Genomic DNA, 18,424 nt, shown 5'->3' on the forward strand with positions numbered 1-18,424 from the left:
TGGCAGGGCGCTTGTCGACCAACAGTGCGGGTGCTACGCGAAGTTGCGCCCTGCCGGCCCGATCGCGGACGCGCGCAATCTCGCGTAAAGGAATGTGAGCGGCATGATCGAGAAATTGCTGGTCGCCAACCGCGGTGAGATCGCCCGCCGCGTGTTCCGCACCTGTCGCGACGCCGGGATCGGCACGGTCGCGGTGTTCTCCGACGCGGACGCCGACGCGCCGCACACCGCCGAGGCTGATGTCGCCGTCCGCCTGCCGGGCAACGCGCCCGCCGACACGTACCTGCGCGCTGAGCTGCTGATCAAGGCGGCCGTCGAGACCGGCGCCGACGCGATCCACCCCGGCTACGGTTTCCTGTCCGAGAACGCCGCGTTCGCCCGCGCCGTGATCGACGCCGGGCTCACCTGGGTCGGGCCGCCGCCGGAAGCCATCGAGAGCATGGGCTCCAAGGTCGAGTCCAAGCGGATGATGGCCGAAGCCGGGGTTCCGATCCTGTCCGAATTGGACCCGGCCGAGGTCACCGAAGCAGACCTTCCCTTGCTGGTCAAGGCATCCGCCGGAGGTGGCGGACGCGGAATGCGCGTCGTGCGCTCGCTCGGCGAACTCGCCGAGGCCGTCGAAGGCGCGAGCGCGGAGGCCGCGTCGGCGTTCGGCGACCCGACCGTGTTCTGCGAGCGGTACCTGGAGACCGGCCGTCACATCGAGGTCCAGGTGCTCGCCGACACCCACGGCACGGTATGGGCGGTGGGGGAGCGCGAATGCTCGATCCAGCGCCGTCACCAGAAGGTCGTCGAAGAGGCGCCGTCGCCGTTCGTCGACGAAGCCATGCGGGAGGCGTTGTTCGACGCCGCGCGCAAGGCCGCGCAGGCGATCGACTACGTCGGCGCCGGGACGGTCGAGTTCCTCGCCGGGCCGGACGGGCGGTTCTACTTCCTGGAGATGAACACCCGGCTCCAGGTGGAGCATCCGGTCACCGAGGTCACGACCGGGCTCGACCTCGTCTCGCTGCAGCTGCGGATCGCGGAAGGGGAGCACCTCCCGATCGACGAGCCGGAGACGCGGGGCCACGCGATCGAGGTCCGGCTCTACGCCGAGGATCCCGCCGCCGGCTGGCAGCCGCAGAGCGGCACCTTGCACCGGTTCGAGCTTCCCGCGGCACAGCGGGAATTCGAAGTCGGCCCGGGTGTCCGGCTCGACTCCGGGTTCGTCAGCGGGCAGACCATCGGCGTGCACTACGACCCGATGCTCGCCAAGGTCATCGCCTACGCCCCGGATCGCCGGAGCGCGGCGCGGGCACTGGCCGGCGCCTTGGCAGGCGCGGAGATCCACGGTGTGGTGACCAACCGCGATCTGCTGGTGAACGTGTTGCGCCACGCGGCTTTCCTCGCCGGAGAGACCGACACGGCGTTCTTCGACCGGCACGGTCTCGAAACCCTGGCCCGCCCACTGGCCACTGTGGACACCGTACGGATTTCGGCGCTGGCCGCAGCTTTGGCGGGGGCGGCGGCGAACCGCTCGGACGCGCGGGTGCAGCGGCGGCTGCCGAGCGGCTGGCGCAACGTCCGCTCCCAGGGACAGCGCAAACGTTTCCGTCACGGCGACGTCGAGATCGAAGTCGGCTACAGCCTCGGCCGGGACGGTCTGCGCGCCGACGGTTTCGAAGGTGTCGAACCGGTTTCCGCCGAGAGCGGCGCCGTCGTCCTGGAAGTGTCCGGGGTACGGCGGAAGTTCGCCGTCGCCCGGTACGGCGACACGGTGTACGTCGATTCGCCGGAAGGCGCCGTCGAACTGGGTGTGGTGCCGAGGTACACGGATCCCGACGCGGCGCTCGCCGCCGGATCGCTGGTGGCGCCGATGCCGGGCACGGTCGTCCGGCTCGCGGTCGAGGCGGGTGACACCGTCAAGACCGGCGATCCGTTGCTGTGGCTCGAAGCGATGAAGATGGAACACCGGATCGCGGCGCCCGCCGACGGCGTCGTGACGGAACTCCCGGTGGTGGTCGGACAACAGGTCGAAGTGGGCACGATCCTCGCGGTGGTAGGAGACGACGAATGAACGCGATGAACTTCACCGAGCCCGAGGAGCGCGTCGCGCTGCGGGCCGCGGTCGCCGAACTCGGCAAGAAGTACGGGCACGAGTACTACGCGAAACAGGCCCGTGCCGGGCTCAAGACCGACGAGCTGTGGGCCGAGGCCGGACGGCTCGGCTACCTCGGCGTGAACCTGCCCGAGGAGTACGGCGGCGGGGGAGCGGGGATCGCGGATCTCGCCGCGGTGCTCGAAGAACTCGCCGCGGCGGGCTGCCCGCTGCTGCTCATGGTCGTCTCGCCGGCGATCTGCGGCACGGTGATCTCGCGGTTCGGCACCGAGGAGCAGAAGAAGCGCTGGCTGCCCGGCATCGCCGACGGCAGCGGGCGGATGGTCTTCGCGATCACCGAACCGGACGCCGGGTCGAACTCGCACAAGATCACCACCACCGCGAAACGCGACGGCGACGGCTGGGTCCTCAGTGGACGGAAGGTCTACATCTCCGGTGTCGACGAGGCGGACGCCGTCCTGATCGTCGGCCGCACCGAAGACGCGAAGACCGGCAAGCTCAAGCCCGCGCTGTTCACCGTCCCGACCGACACACCCGGTTTCGAGTACAAGCAGATCGAGATGGACATCGTCTCGCCGGAGAAGCAGTTCGGCCTGTTCCTCGACGACGTCCACCTGCCCGCCGACGCGCTGGTCGGCGAGGAGGACGCGGCGATCGCGCAGCTGTTCGCCGGGCTCAACCCCGAACGCATCATGGGCGCGTCGTTCTCGCTGGGCATCGCCCGCTACGCGCTGGGCAAGGCCGTCTCCTACGCCAACGAGCGCAAGGTGTGGGGCGCGCCGATCGGCACCCACCAGGGCCTCGCGCATCCGCTGGCCGAGATCAAGATCGAGCTGGAACTGGCGAAGCTCATGACGCAGAAGGCCGCGTCGCTCTACGACTCCGGTGACGACTTCGGCGCGGGCGAGTCGGCGAACATGGCGAAGTACGCCGCCGCCGAGGTCGCCATCCGCGCGGTCGACCAGGCCGTGCAGACCCACGGCGGCAACGGTCTCGCCAGCGAATACGGGCTGGGCACGCTGGTCACGGCCGTCCGGCTGGGCCGGATCGCGCCGGTGAGCCGCGAGATGGTGCTCAACTTCGTCGGCCAGCACAGTCTCGGCCTGCCCCGGTCCTACTGACTCGTGAGTGGCAAGGACGGTTCTAACCGTCCTTGCCACTCACGAGCCCACTACGGAAGGCGAACTCATGAGCACGCTGCACGGCAAGACGATCATCATCTCCGGCGGCAGCCGCGGGATCGGCGAGGCCATCGCGGTCCGCGCGGCCCGCGACGGAGCGAACATCGCCCTGCTCGCCAAGACCGCCGAGCCGCATCCGAAGCTGCCGGGCACGCTCTACACCGCCGCCAAAGCGATCGAGGACGCCGGCGGGCAGGCGTTGCCGATCGTCGGCGACGTCCGGGATGACACGTCGGTCGAGGCCGCGATCGCGCGGACCGCGGAGCAGTTCGGCGGTATCGACATCGTGCTCAACAACGCCAGCGCGATCGACCTGACACCGACCGAAACAGTCAGCATGAAGCGCTACGACCTGATGCAGGACATCAACGCGCGCGGGTCTTTCCTGCTGTCGAAACTCGCCATCCCGTACCTGAAGCAGGCGGAGAACGCGCACATCCTGACGCTGTCGCCGCCGATCAGCCTCGACGAGAAGTGGTTCCGGGCCGGGCACCTCGCGTACAGCATCGCGAAGTACTCGATGAGCCTGGTGACGGTCGGGCTGGCCGCGGAACTGCGGCAGCACGGGATCGCGGCGAACTCGCTGTGGCCGCGGACGACGATCGACACCGCGGCGATCCGCAACGTCGTCGGCGCGGAACTGGCGGCCAAGTCGCGGACGCCGGAGATCATGGCGGACGCGGCGCACGCGATCCTGACCAAGCCGAGCACCGAGGCGACGGGGAACTTCTACCTCGACGACGAGGTGCTGACCGCCGAAGGGGTCACGGACTTCTCGAAGTACCGCGTCGGCGGACGCGAGGAAGACCTGCAGCTCGATTTCTGGGTCGAAAGCCGTACCCCAGAATCAGGGCCATGATCCGCGAACCGCAGCAAGAGCGCAGCCGGACGACCCGGCGGCGGCTGGTCGAGGCCGCCGTCGAGACGATCGGGGAGCTGGGCTGGCACGGGACCACCGTCGCGCTGATCGCCGAACGCGCCGGTGTCTCGCGCGGTGCCGCCCAGCACCACTTCCCGACCAGGGAGGACCTGGTCGCGGCCGCGGTCGAGCATGTCGGCGAGATCCAGATCGTGGAACTGCGCGCCCGCGCCGCGGAACTGCCGTCGGGGCGGTCGCGGATCGAGCGGGCCGTCGACATGGTGCTCAACCTCTACAGCGGGCCGCTGTTCCGCGCCGCGCTCCACCTCTGGGTCGCGGCGTCGACCGACGAGGCCCTGCGCGCGACCCTGGTGCCGCTGGAGGCGCGGGTCGGGCGGGAAGCGCACCGGGTGACCGTCGAGCTGCTCGGCGTCGACGAGTCCCACCAGGGCGTTCGCGAGCTGGTCCAGGCCACTCTCGATCTTGCCCGCGGCCTGGGGCTGGCGAACCTGCTGACCGACGACACGAAGCGGCGCAAGCAGATCGTCGCCCAGTGGGCGCGGGTTCTGGAGCCGCCCCTGGCGTCGGCGAAGATCTCACGGAACCAAGAAGTCACCGACAACGTCTGAGATCTTGTTAACACTGATGGAGCAGCGGCCGATAACACGGTGTAAGTGCTGCTGATTCAGGTAGCTGATCGAGAGAGGTCCGTCCGGTGTCCGGTTCAGAGATCGAACTGTCCCATCGCGCGATGGCGATGCTGCGAGCGGTCGCGGCGCGCCGTGCCCAGATGTCGTGCAGCTGCGAGCCGGATCTCTTCATCGACGGGTTCGCCTGCTGCGATCAGATGACCGCGCACGCGCTGGCTCGCGGCGGTTACATCCGCCCCGGCGCGTCCACCGGCCCCGCCGCGGTCACCGGCCGCGTGCCCGCCGAGCTGACCGAGGCCGGCGAAGCCGCCATCGCGGTCACCGCGGCAGCCTGACCCTTCACCGCATCGTCTGTCCGCAGTGGACGACGACCGTTTACAACCACCTCCCGCGTTCCTAGGATCCACCCCGGGATGAGGCCGTCGCCGTCGAGCGGCGGACCGGGTAGGGAGGTGCCGATGGCACGCACGGCTCGCCACGATTCCGGCGCGGACGCCCTCAGCGAGTTGATGCGGAAAGCCGGCGCCGCACCCCGTCGCCGGGAGCCGCGCAGGCCGAAGCACCGGGCTCCGGACGCCGCTCCCGGGAGCGGGAGGATCCGGCGGATCTCGGCGCTTTCGGCGGGCGGTCTCGTCGTCGGCGGGCTGCTGGCCGTGCTGCTCACCCCGAGCGACCAGGCCGAGGTCGTCCCCGGGACGCCGCTCCCGCCGCCGTCGCCGACCATCGCCCCGCAGGCCGTCGAGGTCCCGGACGACGCGGTGTCCTCACCCGTCCCGTCGGGGCCTTCGGGTGGCAGTGTCGCCCCTCCGCCGCCGATGACCGCGTCGATGCACGGCTCGGAGACGCCGTCCCCGGCGCCCACGCCGCGGCCCGAGGAACGGCCGGATCCGCGTGCCGGTCACCACGGGTGGTATTACGACTGGAATCACGGCGGATACCCCGGCGGCGGCCGCCGGCCGCAATGGGGTAGATAGCGCCGATCGGGTGATCGACGGCGTCGCGCGCTGTCGAACAAGAATTACGATTCATCCCCTGAATTCGTCCGTTCGTGTCCGGTGCCCTTTTTCCGGTGTCCCGGCTCCGGCCGGGTACCTACGATGGTTCGCGCTCTCCATTCCTCCCGGAGCATGACTAGGGGTTGAACAGGAAAAATGAGTGTGGACCGACATTCTCCCGCGGTGCAGCTCGCCCGGAGAATGCTGCTCAACCGCGAGACGGGGAATCCGTCCCGCCCGCAGCCGGTGACGCTGCTGCTCGGGCCGGTCGGTTCGGGGAAGACCACGGCACTGGAAGCGATCCGCCGTGACCTGGGCTGGGGTGTCGTGCACGCCGGATTCGATTTCGGGCAGGGCGGCAGGGCGGGCACGATCGACGTGCTCACGAAACTGGCCTATGGGTTGTCGAGTAAATGGCGAAATCGGCCGAAACCGCAGTTTGTTCGGTTCACGATCGCGTTGATCGCAGTTCAGGCGGAGCTTTCCGGCCGAAATCGCGACGAAGACCTCGTGCAACTGAAGTCGCTGCTCAACAGTTTTCACGGAATCATCTGGACACCGGCGCTGGACAGAGCGCTCGACACGCTGACCGAGACGGCGAAGGCGACCGGCCTCGTCGAGCCCCCGTATGCGGACTTGTTCCGCCAGACGTTCCCGCATCTGGTCCGGAACATCCGGCCGCGGCTCGGCAAAGCGCTGCGGTCGCTCGCGGACTTCCCCAACGCCGAGGGGAGATCGCCGTTCGACGCGCTGCTCGAACTCAACCGGCTCGCGCACGGCAGCGCCCGCGACGCCAAGGCGGTCAACGAGTGGCTGATGGCGGCGTTCCTCGGCGACGTCCGGGAGAACCATCCGCGGATGGCCAAGCCGGAGGAGAAGAGCCCCTGCACCTGCGACATCTCGCCGCAGCGCAGGCACTGGCACAACTGGGTGGTGGTGCTGGACGACGTCGACCACGCCGGCGGCACCGAGTTCCTCGCCGACCTCATCGCCGCGCGGGAGCGCTACGCCGTCCAGCATCCGAACGACCGCGAAGCCCACGACGCGCTGCTGGTGATCGCCACCAGCGGGCGGTGGCACGACGACTGGGGGACCGCCTGGCTGGCGCCGTGGAAACCCGCGTCCGGCGCCCCGCCCGCCGTCCGGACGATCGCGGACTGCGAGGAGGCCTCGTACGACGACTGGGCGAACCCGGCCAACGGGGCGCTCGACTCGCCCTACTACCCGGTCCGGATCTCGCCCCAGTCGATCGGGCGGATCGCGCGCATCCTCGATTCCGGCGCGCGCACGCCCAAGGTCACGCTCGCGCACCGGGCGACCGGTGGACTGCCGTCGGCGGTCGAACAGCTCGCGGGGCGGTTGCGGGCGAGCGACGCGCGCGAAGGCGACCGCGATCTGCTCACCACCGATCCTCGTGACGAACAGGATCCCTGCTACCGCAGGCTGACCGAGCTCGCTTTGACCGAGCACCTCGACGACGTCCACGTCGACGACTTCGTGACCGCGGCCCCGTTCGCGACCGCGCCCTGGCTGATCCCGGACGCCGCTCAGAGCCGGATCGACCAGCCGCACGTCGGGCGGATCCTGACCGAACTGCGCACCTCGTTGTGGGTGAGGGCGCGGAACTCGCCGGGTTCCACGGACGACCAGGCGGCCCTGCATCCCTGGATCGCCGCGAACCTGGTGTCCGCGCTGGCCCGGCGCGGCGACGGCGACGGGCCGACCTACACCGACCAGTTCAAGGCCCTGCGCGACGATCCGGACACCGCGCAGGATCCGGTGCGCCTGGCCTACTGCAACCTCGCGCTGGGCGACATCGGCGAGGTGGTCGCCTTCTTCGAACGCGAGTTCAACCGGATCCCGCACGCGGAGTGGATCGCGAAACTCGAGCTGGTCCTGAACGCGCCGGACGATCTGCCGCCCGAGCGGGATCACGCGGAGCTGTACGAAGAACTCGTCAATCTGGACAACGCGCGGTGCCCGAACGACCGATCCGAGATCCGGAACAACGTCGCCCGGCTCATCGCGGCGGGCTGGCTGACCGCCAACCCGTTCGCCGTGCGCGGGCAGAACCAGCACCAGGTGATCGCGAACGCCTTCGCCGCGCTGGCCACCACCTCGCATCAGCCCGACGTCGGCGCGCTCGTGTCGGCGAAGGAAGCCGCCCGCCGCGGCGAATTCCCCTGACCCGGAACGGAACTCTGTGATGTCCTGGCTCGATTCGTTGAGAACACGCATGTCCGAGGCCCGTGAACGTGCGGTGACGGGACCGCCGGTCCGGCCACGCGGCTGGGCGCGCCGCCATCGGCTGCTGCTGATCCTGGCCGTGGTCGTGCTGGCAGGGGCGTTGCTGGCGGGGTTCAGACCGTGGGAGTCCTGCGGTTCCGGGCTGCGGGCGGTGGACGCGGACGAGGAGTCGGTCGGGTCGTCTTACGTCTGCGTCGGGCTGAACCTCGACTCCGGCCCGATGCGGGACGACGATCCGCTCGACCCGCTGGAGAAGTTCATCAAGAGCCGCAACGAGATGGCGGGGGACAACTTCAAGACCATCGTGGTGCTGGAGAACCTCGCGCCCGATCCGAAGGTCGACAGCCAGCCGTTCCCGTTCGTGCGGCGGGAGGTCCAGGGTGCGATCACCGCGGCGTGGCCGGAGAACGGGCCGCCGGGGATCAAGCTCCTGCTGGCCAATTACGGGAGCAACGCCGATCACTGGCGCGTCGTCGCCGAGGAGATCGTCGCCGCGGCCGCCGCCCAGCGCATCGTGGCGGTCACCGACGTCGGTACCAGCTCGGAGAACAGCCGGGCGCTGGTGGCCGAACTGTCCAGGCACGGTATCGCCACGATCGGCGCGACCGTCACCGCGGACAACATGAACACCGACCCGAAGGGCGCGCGGATCGACAACTTCTTCCGCGTGGGCCCGACCAACACCGACGAGGCCCGCGCCGCGGCCGGATACATCGCCGCGCACGGATTCCGGCGCGTGATGCTGATCCAGGGAGTCAGCAAGGAGGACACCTACGCGACCACGCTCGCCGAGGCGTTCCAGAACTCGTCGAAGGTCCCGGTCGTGTTCACCAAGACCTATGACGTCAAACCGCTCGCCGACACTTCGCGCGAGGCGTACCTGCGGGGGCTGTTCAGCAGATGGCACAACGACATCTGCGGTGCGAAACCCGATCTGATCTACTTCGCCGGCCGCGGGCTCGATCTCGGTGCCCTCGTGGCGGCGCTGGCGGGCGACGGCGCCTGCGAGGGCCTCGACACGGTGACCGTGATGACCGGGGACGACGCGAGCACGCTCGCCGGAAAACCCTTGGAGCTGAACAAGGACATCAGTGTCCGGCTCCGCTACACGGCGCTCGCTTATCCCGACCAGTGGGATATGTTCGCCGCCGACCCGGCGCATCCCACGTACAAGAAGAACTACGACAACTTCGTCGCGGAATTCACCGGTACCCACGGTTTTCCCAAGGGGGAATTGTGGGACGGCGCCGCGATGATCGAACACGACGCGGTCGCCGCGGCCGTCGAAGCGGCCGTGCAGAACGTGTCGGCGGATCCGGTCTCGGTGGCGAACGTGTTGCGCAGCATCGACTGCAACTCCCCGGTGCCCGGCGCGACCGGCTTCATCGCGTTCGACCAGGCGACGGGGAACCAGCTCGACAAGGCGTTGCCGATCCTGTCGATCGATCCGGACGGTTCGGTGCATCCGGTCGACCTCGTGTGGTCGCGCGGGCGGCCGCTGAACACGGCGCCGGACTGCGGTCGCTGACTCGCTCCGGTTCCGAGTTCTCTTGAGGGGTAGGGCCTTCGCGACGCGTTCTGGCGTTACGCCACGCGTAGTGAAGGCCTCCTTCCCTACTCTCAAGGTAGGGAAGGAGGCCTTCACGGACTGACACCGGTGGGGAACGGAAGTCAGCCGGTGTAACCCGCCACGATCTTGGTGTAGTCGTACTTGCCCTGCGAGATTCCCGCGCAGTTGTCGCAGTCGCGGTTCACGGCCCAGAACGACAGCCGGGCGAGATGTTTGCTCGCCGCGTAGTCGCGGATCGCGCGGAAGTCGGCGACGCTGACGGTCTCGCCCGCCACATCGGTCTTCCCGTTCATCGACGAAAGCCCGCTGCGCCGGTAGGCCGCGTCGTCACTCAGGCCGAAAGTGGACTTCACGACATTCTTCAGCCCGTCCACGGCACTGCGGGTCTTGCCGGCCATGTCACCGCCGCTGGAGAAGTCGAACGGCATGACCGACCACGCGTCGACGCCCGCGCCTAGCACCTTCGACTGGTTGATCAGCCGCTTGCCGTGCGCGTTGGGGCCGCCGACCTCGGTCGGGATGGTGATGACCACGCGCAGGCCGGGGTTCTTCCGCTTCGTGATCTTGACGGCGTTCAGGATCCGGTCCTGGACGGTGTAGTTCTCGAACTCGTCGGTGTTCTCGACGTCGAGGTCGATCGCCTTGAGTTTGTAGGCGTCGATGACCTTCTGATACGCACCGGCGAGTGCCGCGGGAGTGCCGCACTTCGGGCCGAGCTTCGTGCCCGACCAGCCACCGAACGACGGGATGACGTCACCGCCCTTGGCCCGGATGTTGTTGATCATCGTGGCGTCGGAGCCGGTGAGGGAACGGCTGCCGTCCCATTTCGGGTTGCATCCGCCGTCGGAGAGGATGAACGCGAGGGTGAAGGCCTTGACGCCGGTGGCGTTCATGGCGGCGATCGGGTCCGTCTGTCCCGACCACTGGTACAGATAGGGTGAGGCGAGCACCGGATCCGGGGCCGCCGAGGCGACGGGGGCGAGGCCGGCGGCCGTGGCGAGAGCGGCGCCGACGGTGGTGGCCAGTGTTGCCCAGCGTCGTAAGGATTTCATCGGTCCTCCAACTGGTACGCGCGCGGCGAGGCGCGCAGGTGTGGAGCACCTCCGTCTTGACGCGGCGTATCAACTGGGAGGGTGCGCCTACTCACGGTGGACTAGACCATTGAGGACTGTCAAGAATTCACCGGAATACCCGCCGGAAACGACCTACCTTAGTAGGGGGCCATGACCCGGAAAGCGGATCGACACCATCGCGATTACCGGCTAGTTTGCCGAAATGGTGGGGGACTCCCTGATGGCGACCGGAAGCCGCGACCGGAGAGGCCGGTTCGCCACGCCGCGGCGGGCACTAGGCTCGTGGAGCCTGTGGGAATTACCCAGGCGAGGCCTGATCGGGTACCTGCTCCTCGTCGACTTCGCCGCCATCGCCGCCACCACCTACCTCTTCGTCCTGCGGCCGCCCGCGCCGTCGTCGTTTCTTCCGTTTTCCGCTCTGTTAACCGGAATGGTCCTCAGTGCGGAGCTTTCGCGCCCCGTCGAGCGGTCCCGCGCCGACACCCGGCTCGGCGCCGGACTGGACGCGGCGTGGATTTTCGCGGGTGCGCTCCTGCTGCCGCCCGCTCTGGCGGCGGTGCTCGTCGTCGCCTCGGCGGGATATCGCTGGTTCCGGATCCGGCGCGGGATCCCGCACCGGCAGGTGTTCGCGGCGTCCGCGACCATGCTTTCGGCGCTCGGCGCCTCGATCATCCCGGTACTGCTGGGTGCGCCGCCGTTCATCGGCGCGGCAAGGGATTTCGAAAGTTTCGCCCTGGTTTTCGCGACCGGTCTGGTTTTCCTGTCCGTCGACGCGGCCTTGGCCGCACCGGCGGCCGAATTCGGGGCGGAACCGTCGGGATTCGCCTTCGACGCGGCGATGGTCGCGTTCGGACTGTTGCTCGCGTGGTCGGCGGCGGACTGGCCGTTCGTCACCGTGGTACTCGCGGGCGCGCTCGTGGTACTTCACCGGGCGGGGACGATGCGTGCGCTGCGTGGTCACGCGGGCACGGACTCCGGCACGGGACTGCTCACCGCGTCGTCCTGGTTGGACGGTGCCCGCACCCAGTTCGAGCTGCTTCGCGGCCGTGGCGCCGATCTTTCGCTGCTGATGCTCGATCTCGACCATTTCGCCCGGCTCAACGACCGGCACGGCAGGCACGTCGGGGACGACGTCCTGCGGGCCGTGGCGGACACCTTGCGCGCCGAGGTCCGTGCCGCGGACCTGGTCGGCCGGTTCGGCGGCGAGGAATTCGTGGTCCTGCTGCCCGGCACGAGCCGGTTCGACGCGCACGCGATCGCCGAACGCATCCGGCTGCGGATCTCCTCGACGTTCGTCTCACTGGGTGGGACGTTCGCGGGGACGACCGTCTCGATCGGAGTGTCGTCGCATCCCACCTGCGGCGAGACACTCGACCGGCTCGTCGGCGCGGCGGACCAGGCGCTGCGCGCGGCGAAGGGAGCCGGGCGCAACCGGACCGTCGTCTTCGAGGCCGAAACCTAGTCCTCGGCCGGGACGCCGATGTCTTCGAACCACAGGTCCGGGTGATCCCGGATGAACTCGGTCATCAGCGCGGTGCACGCCGGATCGTCGAGCAGGGTGATCTCGACGCCGTGTTCCTCGAGCCAGCCGTGGCCGCCCTCGAACGTGGTGGCCTCGCCGATGACGACCCGGCCGATGCCGAACTGGCGCACCAGCCCGCTGCAGTACCAGCAGGGGGACAGCGTGGTGACCATGATCGTGTCCCGGTAGTGCGGCCGCCTGCCCGCGTTCCGGAAGGCCGAGGTCTCCGCGTGCATCGACGGGTCGCCGTCCTGGACCCGGCGGTTGTGGCCGCGGCCGAGCAGGACGCCGGCGGTGTCGAAGAGGGCGGCGCCGATCGGGACCCCGCCCTCGGCCTTGCCGAGTTCGGCCTCTTCACGGGCGACGGACAGCATTCGCGCGGGATCGATCACCTGAGTCACCTTACGGCTCGTGAGTGGCTAGGACGGTTCTAACCGTCATTACCACTCACGAGCCCAATGCGGACCGGAACTGTCCTGAATATCTGCGACACTCCTCCCATGAAGCGAGCGAACCGATGACCACGGGCACGTCGGCACGGCTGCTGAGGCTGCTCTCCCTGCTGCAGGCACGCCGCGACTGGCCGGGCGCCGATCTGGCCGACCGGCTGCAGGTGGACGTCCGAACGGTCCGGCGCGACGTCGAGCGGCTGCGCGAACTGGGCTACCCGGTGCACGCCACTCCCGGCGTCGCGGGCGGCTACCGGCTCGGCGCGGGGGCCGCGTTGCCGCCGCTGCTGCTGGACGACGACGAGGCCGTCGCGGTCGCCGTCGGGCTCCGCACGGCCGCGAACGGGACGGTCTCGGGGATCGAGGAGACCTCGGTGCGCGCGCTCACGAAACTGGAGCAGGTGCTCCCCGCGCGGCTGCGGCATCGGATCACCGCGCTGAACACGGCGATGATCCCGCTCGGCGGCGTCGTCCCGGTCATCGACGCGGCGGCGCTGACGGTCATCGCGTCCGCGTGCCGTGACCATCAGCGGCTGCGGTTCGGCTACCGCAGCCACAACGGTGACGTCAGCGAGCGTTACATCGAGCCGTTGCGCCTGGTGCACACCGGGCGCCGGTGGTACCTGGTCGCGTTCGACCTCGACCGGGACGACTGGCGGACCTTCCGTGTCGACCGCATCGACGGCGTCCCGGACACGAGTTTCCGGTTCACGCCGAGGGAACCGCCCGCCGAGGACCTCGCGGCGTACGTCTCCCGCGGGATCACGTCTTCGCCGTATCCGCACCAGATGGTGCTGCGGGTGAGCGCCTCGGCGGACGCGCTCGCCGAATACGTGTCCCCGACCGCCGGGACGATCGAGGCCATCGACGAGCACACCTGCCGGGTCCGGGTCGGTTCCAACGACCTTTCCGTGATGCCCTACTACCTAGCCCATTGGGACGTCGACTTCGTCGTGGAGGAGGCGCCGGACGAGGTCAAGGAGCGGCTACGGCTGGTCGCCGACCGCTTCGCGCGCGCGGTCGTCTGAGTCCGAAGTGGACCGTGCGCGTTTGGCGAGCAGGCCGATCGAGCCGAGCGAGATCAGGGCCAGCACGATGATGTAGAGCGAGACCGACATCGAGGTCCCGGTGGATTCCAGCAGCACCATGATGAACGGCGCCAGCCCGCCGCCGACGACCGCGCTGATCTGGTAGCCGAGCGAGGCGCCGGTGTAGCGCATCTCGGCCGTGAACAGCTCGGCGAACAGCGCCGCCTGCGGGCCGTACATGATGCCGAGGAACAGCGACCCGACGAACGAGGCGATGACGAACAGCGGAAGCGAGGCCGTGTCGATCAGCAGGAACATCGGGATCGCCCAGAGCGCGACCCCCACCGCGCCGAAGGTGTAGATCTTGAGCCTGCCGATCCGGTCGGACAGTTTCGCCGCCAGCGGGATGATCGCCAGCTGCAGCGTGCTGATCAGCAGGGTCGCGACGAGCACGGTGGTCCGCGACATCCCCAGGTAACGGGTGGCGTAGTCGAGGACACCGTTCAGCAGGATGTAGAAGGTGGCGGTGTTGACCATGAACGAGCCGCCCGCCAGCAGCACCGTGCCCTTGTGGTCGCGCAGGATGTCGCGCAGCGGCGACTTGGCGCGGCCGCGTTCCTCGGCGGCGAGTTTCGCTTCCGCACGACGGTATTCGGGGGTTTCGTCGATCTTGACGTGCATGTACCAGGCCAGCCCGAGCACGAGGACACCCACCAGGAACGGGATCCGCCACGCCCAGACGAGGAAATCCGACGGCGGCGCGACCTGGGCGGCGACCAGGAACACCGTGTTCGCCAGCACCACCCCGATCGGGACGCCGAGTTGCACGAGGCTGCCGTAGAGACCGCGTTTGCCGGGCGGCGCGTACTCGGTGGCGAGCAGCATCGCGCCACCCCACTGGGCGCCGACGGCGACCCCCTGTACGAGCCGGAGCAGGACCAGGAGGATCGGTGCGGCGATGCCGATCGTGTCGTAGGTCGGCAGCAGGCCGATCAGCGTGGTCGCCGCGCCCATCAGCGCGATCGCCAGCACCAGCACGGGTTTCCGGCCCCGTTTGTCGCCGAGGCTGCCCGCGATGATCCCGCCGAGCGGCCGGGCGAGGAAGCCGACCGCGAAGGTCGCGAACGAGGCGAGGACGCCGGCCGCCGCGTTGCTGGTGGGGAAGAAGGTCTTCCCGAAGACCAGGGCGGCCGCGATCCCGAAGACGAAGTAGTCGTACCACTCGACCGAGGAGGCGAGTGCCGCCGCGGTCGCGGCCCTCCTGCGCTGGGACACGGTGATCGTCGGTTCGGCGGCGGTTTCAGGGGCGTTCGGTGCGGTGTCGGCCATCTGGATGCCCTTCGCTCGGCGCTGCTGCGGCGATGCAGTCCGGGCAAGTTAACAACCGCTTAGTATGTGGTCAACGTCTCAACGGGTAATTCTAGATACCGACCAGTTGGTATGTCACTCTGGTGGCGGTATCGCCGGGAAAGGTCGATCAGTACTGGTCAGGAGAGTTTCGTGCCGAGCATGCGCAGCACCAGCTCGCTGTACTCCTGGCCCAGCTTCTTCGGGGTCTGGCGCGTTCGCTCGCTGTACCAGCGGGAGACGTCGACGCCGAGCGAGAGCACGGCGCGGGCGGCGGTGTGCGGGTCGCCGACGGTGAACACGCCCGCCGCGGCGCCTTCGGTGATGACCTCGCGCACGACCTGCTCGATGCGGCGGCGCAGTTTCGCGACGATCTCGAACTCCTCGTCGGGCAGCGCGTGCAGTTCGTACTGCACGACGCGGGCCACGGTGTGCCTCCGCGCGTGCCATGCCACGAAGTCCTCGACCAGCAGCCGGATCCGCACGACCGGGTCGGTCTCCCGTGCCACGACACTCTCGACCAGTGAGAGCGTCTGCTCGTGGCCGTACTTCGAGATCGCGAACAGCAGGGCGGCCTTGGACGGGAAGTGCACGTACAGCGCCGCGGGGCTCATGCCCGCCGCCGAGGCGATGTCCCGGGTGGTGGTCGCGTGATAGCCACGGCGCGCGAAGGATTCGACCCCCGCCAGCATCAGCCGCCGTGCCGTCTCCGGCTGGACGTCGGGCCACAGCTCGGCCGACAGCGACATGGTCATCCGCAGATCCTCCCAGACGCTCGTTCCGGATGGCGGGCTTGACACCGTCTCCGGACCTTCCCATTGTAAGTGAGCGCTCGCTTAGTGATTGCGTCGCCAGTGAACACAGAGGAGATCGAAGAGTGAACTCGTTCAAGGATCGCGTCGCGATCGTCACCGGCGCCAGCCGGGGTATCGGCCTCGGGATCGCCAAGGAACTGGTCGAGCGCGGCGCGAAGGTGTGCATCACCGCGCGCAAGCCGGAGCCGCTGGCCGAGGCCGTGGCCGAACTGGGTGGCGAGGCCGTCGCCATCGCCGTTCCGGGGAAGGCCGACGACGAGGCGCACCAGGACGAGGCCGTCGCCAAGACCATCGAAACCTTCGGCAGGCTCGACATGCTGGTCAACAACACCGGTATCAACCCGGTGTTCGGGCCGACCCTGGACATCGACCCCGGGGCCGCCGCGAAGATCTTCGCCGTCAACGTGCTCGCGCCGCTTTCGTGGACCCGCCGGGCGCGGGACGCGTGGATGGGGGAGCACGGCGGCGCGGTGGTGAACGTCGCGTCCATCGCCGGGCTCGGCGCTTCGCCAGGGATCGGCATGTACGGCGTCAGCAAGGCCGCGCTGATCCGGCTCACCAAGGAGCTCGGCTTCGAACTGGGCCCGAAGATCCGCGTGAACGCCGTCGCGCCGGCCGTGGTCAAGACCAAGTTCGCGACCGCGCTGTACGAAGGCCGCGAAGAAGAGGTCTCCGAGTCGTACCCGATGAAGCGCCTCGGCGTTCCGGCGGACATCGCGAGCGCCGTGTCGTTCCTGCTGTCGGAAGAGGCAGGCTGGATCACCGGGCAGACGGTGGTCCTCGACGGCGGCGTCACGCTGGCGGGTGGCCTGTGACCGCGTCGTTCACCGGTTCCGGGGTCGTCGTCACCGGCGGGGGCGGCGGCATCGGGGCCGTCCTCGCCCGCCGGTTCGCCGCCGAGGGCGCCCGGGTCGTCGTCGGTGACCTGAACGGGGAGGCCGCGGCCGAGGTCGCGAAGGAGATCGGCGGGACCGCCGTCGCCGGTGACGCCGCGAGCGAAGCGGGTGTCGCGTCCCTGATCGAAGCGGCGCGCGAAACCCTCGGCGAGATCGACGTCTTCTGCGCCAACGCCGGGATCGCGCCGATGGGCGGCGTGGACGCGCCCGAGGAGGACTGGGCGCGGATCTGGGACGTCAACGTCATGGCACACGTGCGCGCGGCGCGGCTGCTCCTGCCGCCGTGGCTCGAACGTGGCCGCGGCCACTTCATCTCGACGGTGTCGGCGGCGGGATTGCTGACCAGTCTCGGTTCGGCGTCCTACTCGGTGACCAAACACGGCGCGCTCGCCTTCGCCGAATGGCTGTCGGCGACCTATCGGCACCGCGGGCTCACCGTGCAGGCCATTTGCCCGCAGGGCGTGCGGACGGCGATGCTGGAAAACACCGGCCCCGCGGGCGAGCTGCTGATGGGCGCGTCGGCGATCCAGCCTGAGCAGGTCGCGGACGCGCTGTTCGAAGCCGTCGCCGCCGACCGGTTCCTGGTGCTGCCGCACCCCGAGGTCGCGGACTACTACGCCGCGCGGGCCACGCAGACCGACCGCTGGCTCGGCGGGATGAACAAGCTGCAGCGCAAGGTGGAGCAGGTCATCGGTGAATGACCTCGCCCGGCTGCGGAGGCTGCGCAGGTCCGGGTGGTCGTGAGTGGCGATTCGGCTTAGAACCCGAATCGCCACTCACGACCACGGTGACTCGCCCGGCACAAGGCGGTTGATCTTCGTCGGCGGATCGGCCACTGTGGGCAGGGGTCTTGCTCGCGGTAAGGAAAACTCGATGAACAAACGCTTCGTGATCCGTGGTGCCGTTCTCGCCGCCACCCTCGCCGGGTCGGTGCTGACCGCGGGATCGGCGATGGCGAGCACCGCGGAACCGTGCGCGGCCGGGGTGCCGGGCGACGTCGCAGCGGCTTCCTGCACGCCGTATCGCAAGGTGAGTGAGGGCTGGAGCAGCAAAACCGCCTGCAACCGCGCCGGCAACGAGGGCGCGCAGGCGGGCCGCTGGACCGGCTGGAACTGCAACCAGGCGCTGCGCGGCTGGGAACTCTGGGTGCGCACCTGCACCGCGCTGGCCGCCGAGAAGGACGCGGTGACCACGCGCGAAACCGTCTGATTCTCCAGCGGAGCCGCCCCGGGTGTCACCACGCCCGTGGCGGCTCTGTGTCTACAATGGATAGAAGGTTCCGGTCGGCCGATCGTTTTCTTCGCTGAAGGCCATTCGGTCGATCGACAGGCGGTCACCGGCCGTGTACCGATCATCGGGCCACCCGCTTCGCGAATCGCGATCCGGGCCCACCTTAAATCAATGTTAAGGATCGGCGGATTCGGTGCTATCGTGACGGAGCGAAAACGCGAGAGTTTCTTCACGTGGAATTCGCTTCGCCTCCCTCTCGGTGCGAGGTTCGGTCGCCGAACCGGCCGCTGAGCTGAGGATTCTCCAGCCGAGGCCCCGATACCGAACCTTCGGTGCGGCCCGTCCGCACGGTGGGTTCGGTGGCCACGAACTGCTCCGGAATTCGTTGACCTCGTGGATCGCCGCTTCGTAGTGTTTGCCGAGTCTTGGGCAGGGACGGCTTTGGTGGACACATTTGGCTCAGG

At 68.9% G+C, this 18,424-nt stretch carries 17 protein-coding genes; 13 read left to right on the forward strand and 4 right to left on the reverse strand.

Annotated features, from left to right (window positions below; all coding sequences use genetic code 11):
* The first annotated feature begins 103 nt into the window (after positions 1-103).
* From AC069H_RS12535 to AC069H_RS12570, 8 genes are all read left to right on the forward strand, one after another.
* Positions 104-2,056: an acetyl/propionyl/methylcrotonyl-CoA carboxylase subunit alpha gene (locus AC069H_RS12535; RefSeq protein ID WP_478232319.1), complete on the forward strand. Its 1,953-nt coding sequence runs from the start codon at positions 104-106 to the stop codon at positions 2,054-2,056.
* Positions 2,053-3,219 carry an acyl-CoA dehydrogenase family protein gene (locus AC069H_RS12540; protein WP_478232320.1) on the forward strand — a complete coding sequence of 389 codons (1,167 nt, stop codon included), beginning with the start codon at positions 2,053-2,055 and terminating at the stop codon, positions 3,217-3,219. Before AC069H_RS12535 ends, AC069H_RS12540 begins: the two co-directional genes overlap by 4 nt.
* Positions 3,220-3,286: 67 nt before the next feature.
* Complete coding sequence (locus AC069H_RS12545; RefSeq protein WP_478232321.1) at positions 3,287-4,138, forward strand: SDR family oxidoreductase; 852 nt, start codon at positions 3,287-3,289, stop codon at positions 4,136-4,138.
* The gene (locus tag AC069H_RS12550) at positions 4,135-4,767 is read left to right on the forward strand and encodes a TetR/AcrR family transcriptional regulator (RefSeq protein ID WP_478227587.1); all 633 of its coding nucleotides are present in this window, start codon (positions 4,135-4,137) and stop codon (positions 4,765-4,767) included. Before AC069H_RS12545 ends, AC069H_RS12550 begins: the two co-directional genes overlap by 4 nt.
* Positions 4,768-4,853: 86 nt before the next feature.
* Positions 4,854-5,123 (forward strand): hypothetical protein, encoded by a 270-nt coding sequence (locus AC069H_RS12555; RefSeq protein WP_034311873.1) that lies wholly within the window; start codon positions 4,854-4,856, stop codon positions 5,121-5,123.
* Positions 5,124-5,246: 123 nt separating this feature from the next.
* Positions 5,247-5,762 (forward strand): hypothetical protein, encoded by a 516-nt coding sequence (locus tag AC069H_RS12560; protein WP_478232322.1) that lies wholly within the window; start codon positions 5,247-5,249, stop codon positions 5,760-5,762.
* Between the two features lie 177 nt (positions 5,763-5,939).
* A complete protein-coding gene (locus AC069H_RS12565; RefSeq protein WP_478227589.1) occupies positions 5,940-7,970 on the forward strand; it encodes a hypothetical protein in 2,031 nt (676 codons plus the stop codon).
* Positions 7,971-8,019: 49 nt separating this feature from the next.
* On the forward strand, positions 8,020-9,558 hold the full coding sequence (locus AC069H_RS12570) for an ABC transporter substrate-binding protein (RefSeq protein WP_478232323.1): 1,539 nt from the start codon (positions 8,020-8,022) through the stop codon (positions 9,556-9,558).
* A 143-nt stretch (positions 9,559-9,701) separates the two neighbouring features.
* On the opposite strand, the gene AC069H_RS12575 is transcribed toward AC069H_RS12570, so the two are convergent.
* Positions 9,702-10,652 carry a chitinase gene (locus AC069H_RS12575; RefSeq protein ID WP_478232324.1) on the reverse strand — a complete coding sequence of 317 codons (951 nt, stop codon included), beginning with the start codon at positions 10,650-10,652 and terminating at the stop codon, positions 9,702-9,704.
* Between the two features lie 223 nt (positions 10,653-10,875).
* Here AC069H_RS12575 and AC069H_RS12580 point away from each other — a divergent pair, with 223 nt between their 5' ends.
* The gene (locus tag AC069H_RS12580) at positions 10,876-12,135 is read left to right on the forward strand and encodes a GGDEF domain-containing protein (RefSeq protein WP_478232325.1); all 1,260 of its coding nucleotides are present in this window, start codon (positions 10,876-10,878) and stop codon (positions 12,133-12,135) included.
* Here the strand turns inward: AC069H_RS12580 and AC069H_RS12585 are convergent.
* Positions 12,132-12,569 carry a nucleoside deaminase gene (locus AC069H_RS12585; protein WP_478232564.1) on the reverse strand — a complete coding sequence of 146 codons (438 nt, stop codon included), beginning with the start codon at positions 12,567-12,569 and terminating at the stop codon, positions 12,132-12,134. The genes AC069H_RS12580 and AC069H_RS12585 overlap by 4 nt on opposite strands.
* Before the next feature lie 143 nt (positions 12,570-12,712).
* Between AC069H_RS12585 and AC069H_RS12590 the strand changes: the two genes are divergently transcribed.
* Positions 12,713-13,672: a helix-turn-helix transcriptional regulator gene (locus tag AC069H_RS12590; protein WP_478232326.1), complete on the forward strand. Its 960-nt coding sequence runs from the start codon at positions 12,713-12,715 to the stop codon at positions 13,670-13,672.
* Here the strand turns inward: AC069H_RS12590 and AC069H_RS12595 are convergent.
* Both AC069H_RS12595 and AC069H_RS12600 read right to left on the reverse strand, forming a co-directional pair.
* A complete protein-coding gene (locus tag AC069H_RS12595) occupies positions 13,631-15,001 on the reverse strand; it encodes an MFS transporter (protein ID WP_478232327.1) in 1,371 nt (456 codons plus the stop codon). The genes AC069H_RS12590 and AC069H_RS12595 overlap by 42 nt on opposite strands.
* A gap of 158 nt (positions 15,002-15,159) precedes the next feature.
* A complete protein-coding gene (locus AC069H_RS12600; protein ID WP_340683044.1) occupies positions 15,160-15,774 on the reverse strand; it encodes a TetR/AcrR family transcriptional regulator in 615 nt (204 codons plus the stop codon).
* Between the two features lie 122 nt (positions 15,775-15,896).
* Here AC069H_RS12600 and AC069H_RS12605 point away from each other — a divergent pair, with 122 nt between their 5' ends.
* From AC069H_RS12605 to AC069H_RS12615, 3 genes are all read left to right on the forward strand, one after another.
* On the forward strand, positions 15,897-16,649 hold the full coding sequence (locus tag AC069H_RS12605; RefSeq protein ID WP_340683043.1) for an SDR family oxidoreductase: 753 nt from the start codon (positions 15,897-15,899) through the stop codon (positions 16,647-16,649).
* Complete coding sequence (locus tag AC069H_RS12610; RefSeq protein ID WP_478232328.1) at positions 16,646-17,431, forward strand: SDR family oxidoreductase; 786 nt, start codon at positions 16,646-16,648, stop codon at positions 17,429-17,431. Before AC069H_RS12605 ends, AC069H_RS12610 begins: the two co-directional genes overlap by 4 nt.
* 172 nt (positions 17,432-17,603) lie before the next feature.
* Complete coding sequence (locus AC069H_RS12615) at positions 17,604-17,939, forward strand: hypothetical protein (RefSeq protein WP_478232329.1); 336 nt, start codon at positions 17,604-17,606, stop codon at positions 17,937-17,939.
* Positions 17,940-18,424 lie beyond the last annotated feature (485 nt).

The sequence above is a fragment of the Amycolatopsis sp. NPDC043887 genome (assembly GCF_056435665.1).

What these genes read in the sequence shown, in the direction of transcription:
- AC069H_RS12535 (WP_478232319.1), top strand. Translation starts at nt 104, where the DNA reads ATGATCGAGAAATTGCTGGTCGCCAACCGCGGTGAGATCGCCCGCCGC.
- AC069H_RS12540 (WP_478232320.1), top strand. Translation starts at nt 2,053, where the DNA reads ATGAACGCGATGAACTTCACCGAGCCCGAGGAGCGCGTCGCGCTGCGG.
- AC069H_RS12545 (WP_478232321.1), top strand. Translation starts at nt 3,287, where the DNA reads ATGAGCACGCTGCACGGCAAGACGATCATCATCTCCGGCGGCAGCCGC.
- AC069H_RS12550 (WP_478227587.1), top strand. Translation starts at nt 4,135, where the DNA reads ATGATCCGCGAACCGCAGCAAGAGCGCAGCCGGACGACCCGGCGGCGG.
- AC069H_RS12560 (WP_478232322.1), top strand. Translation starts at nt 5,247, where the DNA reads ATGGCACGCACGGCTCGCCACGATTCCGGCGCGGACGCCCTCAGCGAG.
- AC069H_RS12565 (WP_478227589.1), top strand. Translation starts at nt 5,940, where the DNA reads ATGAGTGTGGACCGACATTCTCCCGCGGTGCAGCTCGCCCGGAGAATG.
- AC069H_RS12570 (WP_478232323.1), top strand. Translation starts at nt 8,020, where the DNA reads ATGTCCGAGGCCCGTGAACGTGCGGTGACGGGACCGCCGGTCCGGCCA.
- AC069H_RS12575 (WP_478232324.1), bottom strand. Translation starts at nt 10,652, where the DNA reads ATGAAATCCTTACGACGCTGGGCAACACTGGCCACCACCGTCGGCGCC.
- AC069H_RS12580 (WP_478232325.1), top strand. Translation starts at nt 10,876, where the DNA reads ATGGTGGGGGACTCCCTGATGGCGACCGGAAGCCGCGACCGGAGAGGC.
- AC069H_RS12585 (WP_478232564.1), bottom strand. Translation starts at nt 12,569, where the DNA reads ATGCTGTCCGTCGCCCGTGAAGAGGCCGAACTCGGCAAGGCCGAGGGC.
- AC069H_RS12590 (WP_478232326.1), top strand. Translation starts at nt 12,713, where the DNA reads ATGACCACGGGCACGTCGGCACGGCTGCTGAGGCTGCTCTCCCTGCTG.
- AC069H_RS12595 (WP_478232327.1), bottom strand. Translation starts at nt 15,001, where the DNA reads ATGGCCGACACCGCACCGAACGCCCCTGAAACCGCCGCCGAACCGACG.
- AC069H_RS12600 (WP_340683044.1), bottom strand. Translation starts at nt 15,774, where the DNA reads ATGACCATGTCGCTGTCGGCCGAGCTGTGGCCCGACGTCCAGCCGGAG.
- AC069H_RS12615 (WP_478232329.1), top strand. Translation starts at nt 17,604, where the DNA reads ATGAACAAACGCTTCGTGATCCGTGGTGCCGTTCTCGCCGCCACCCTC.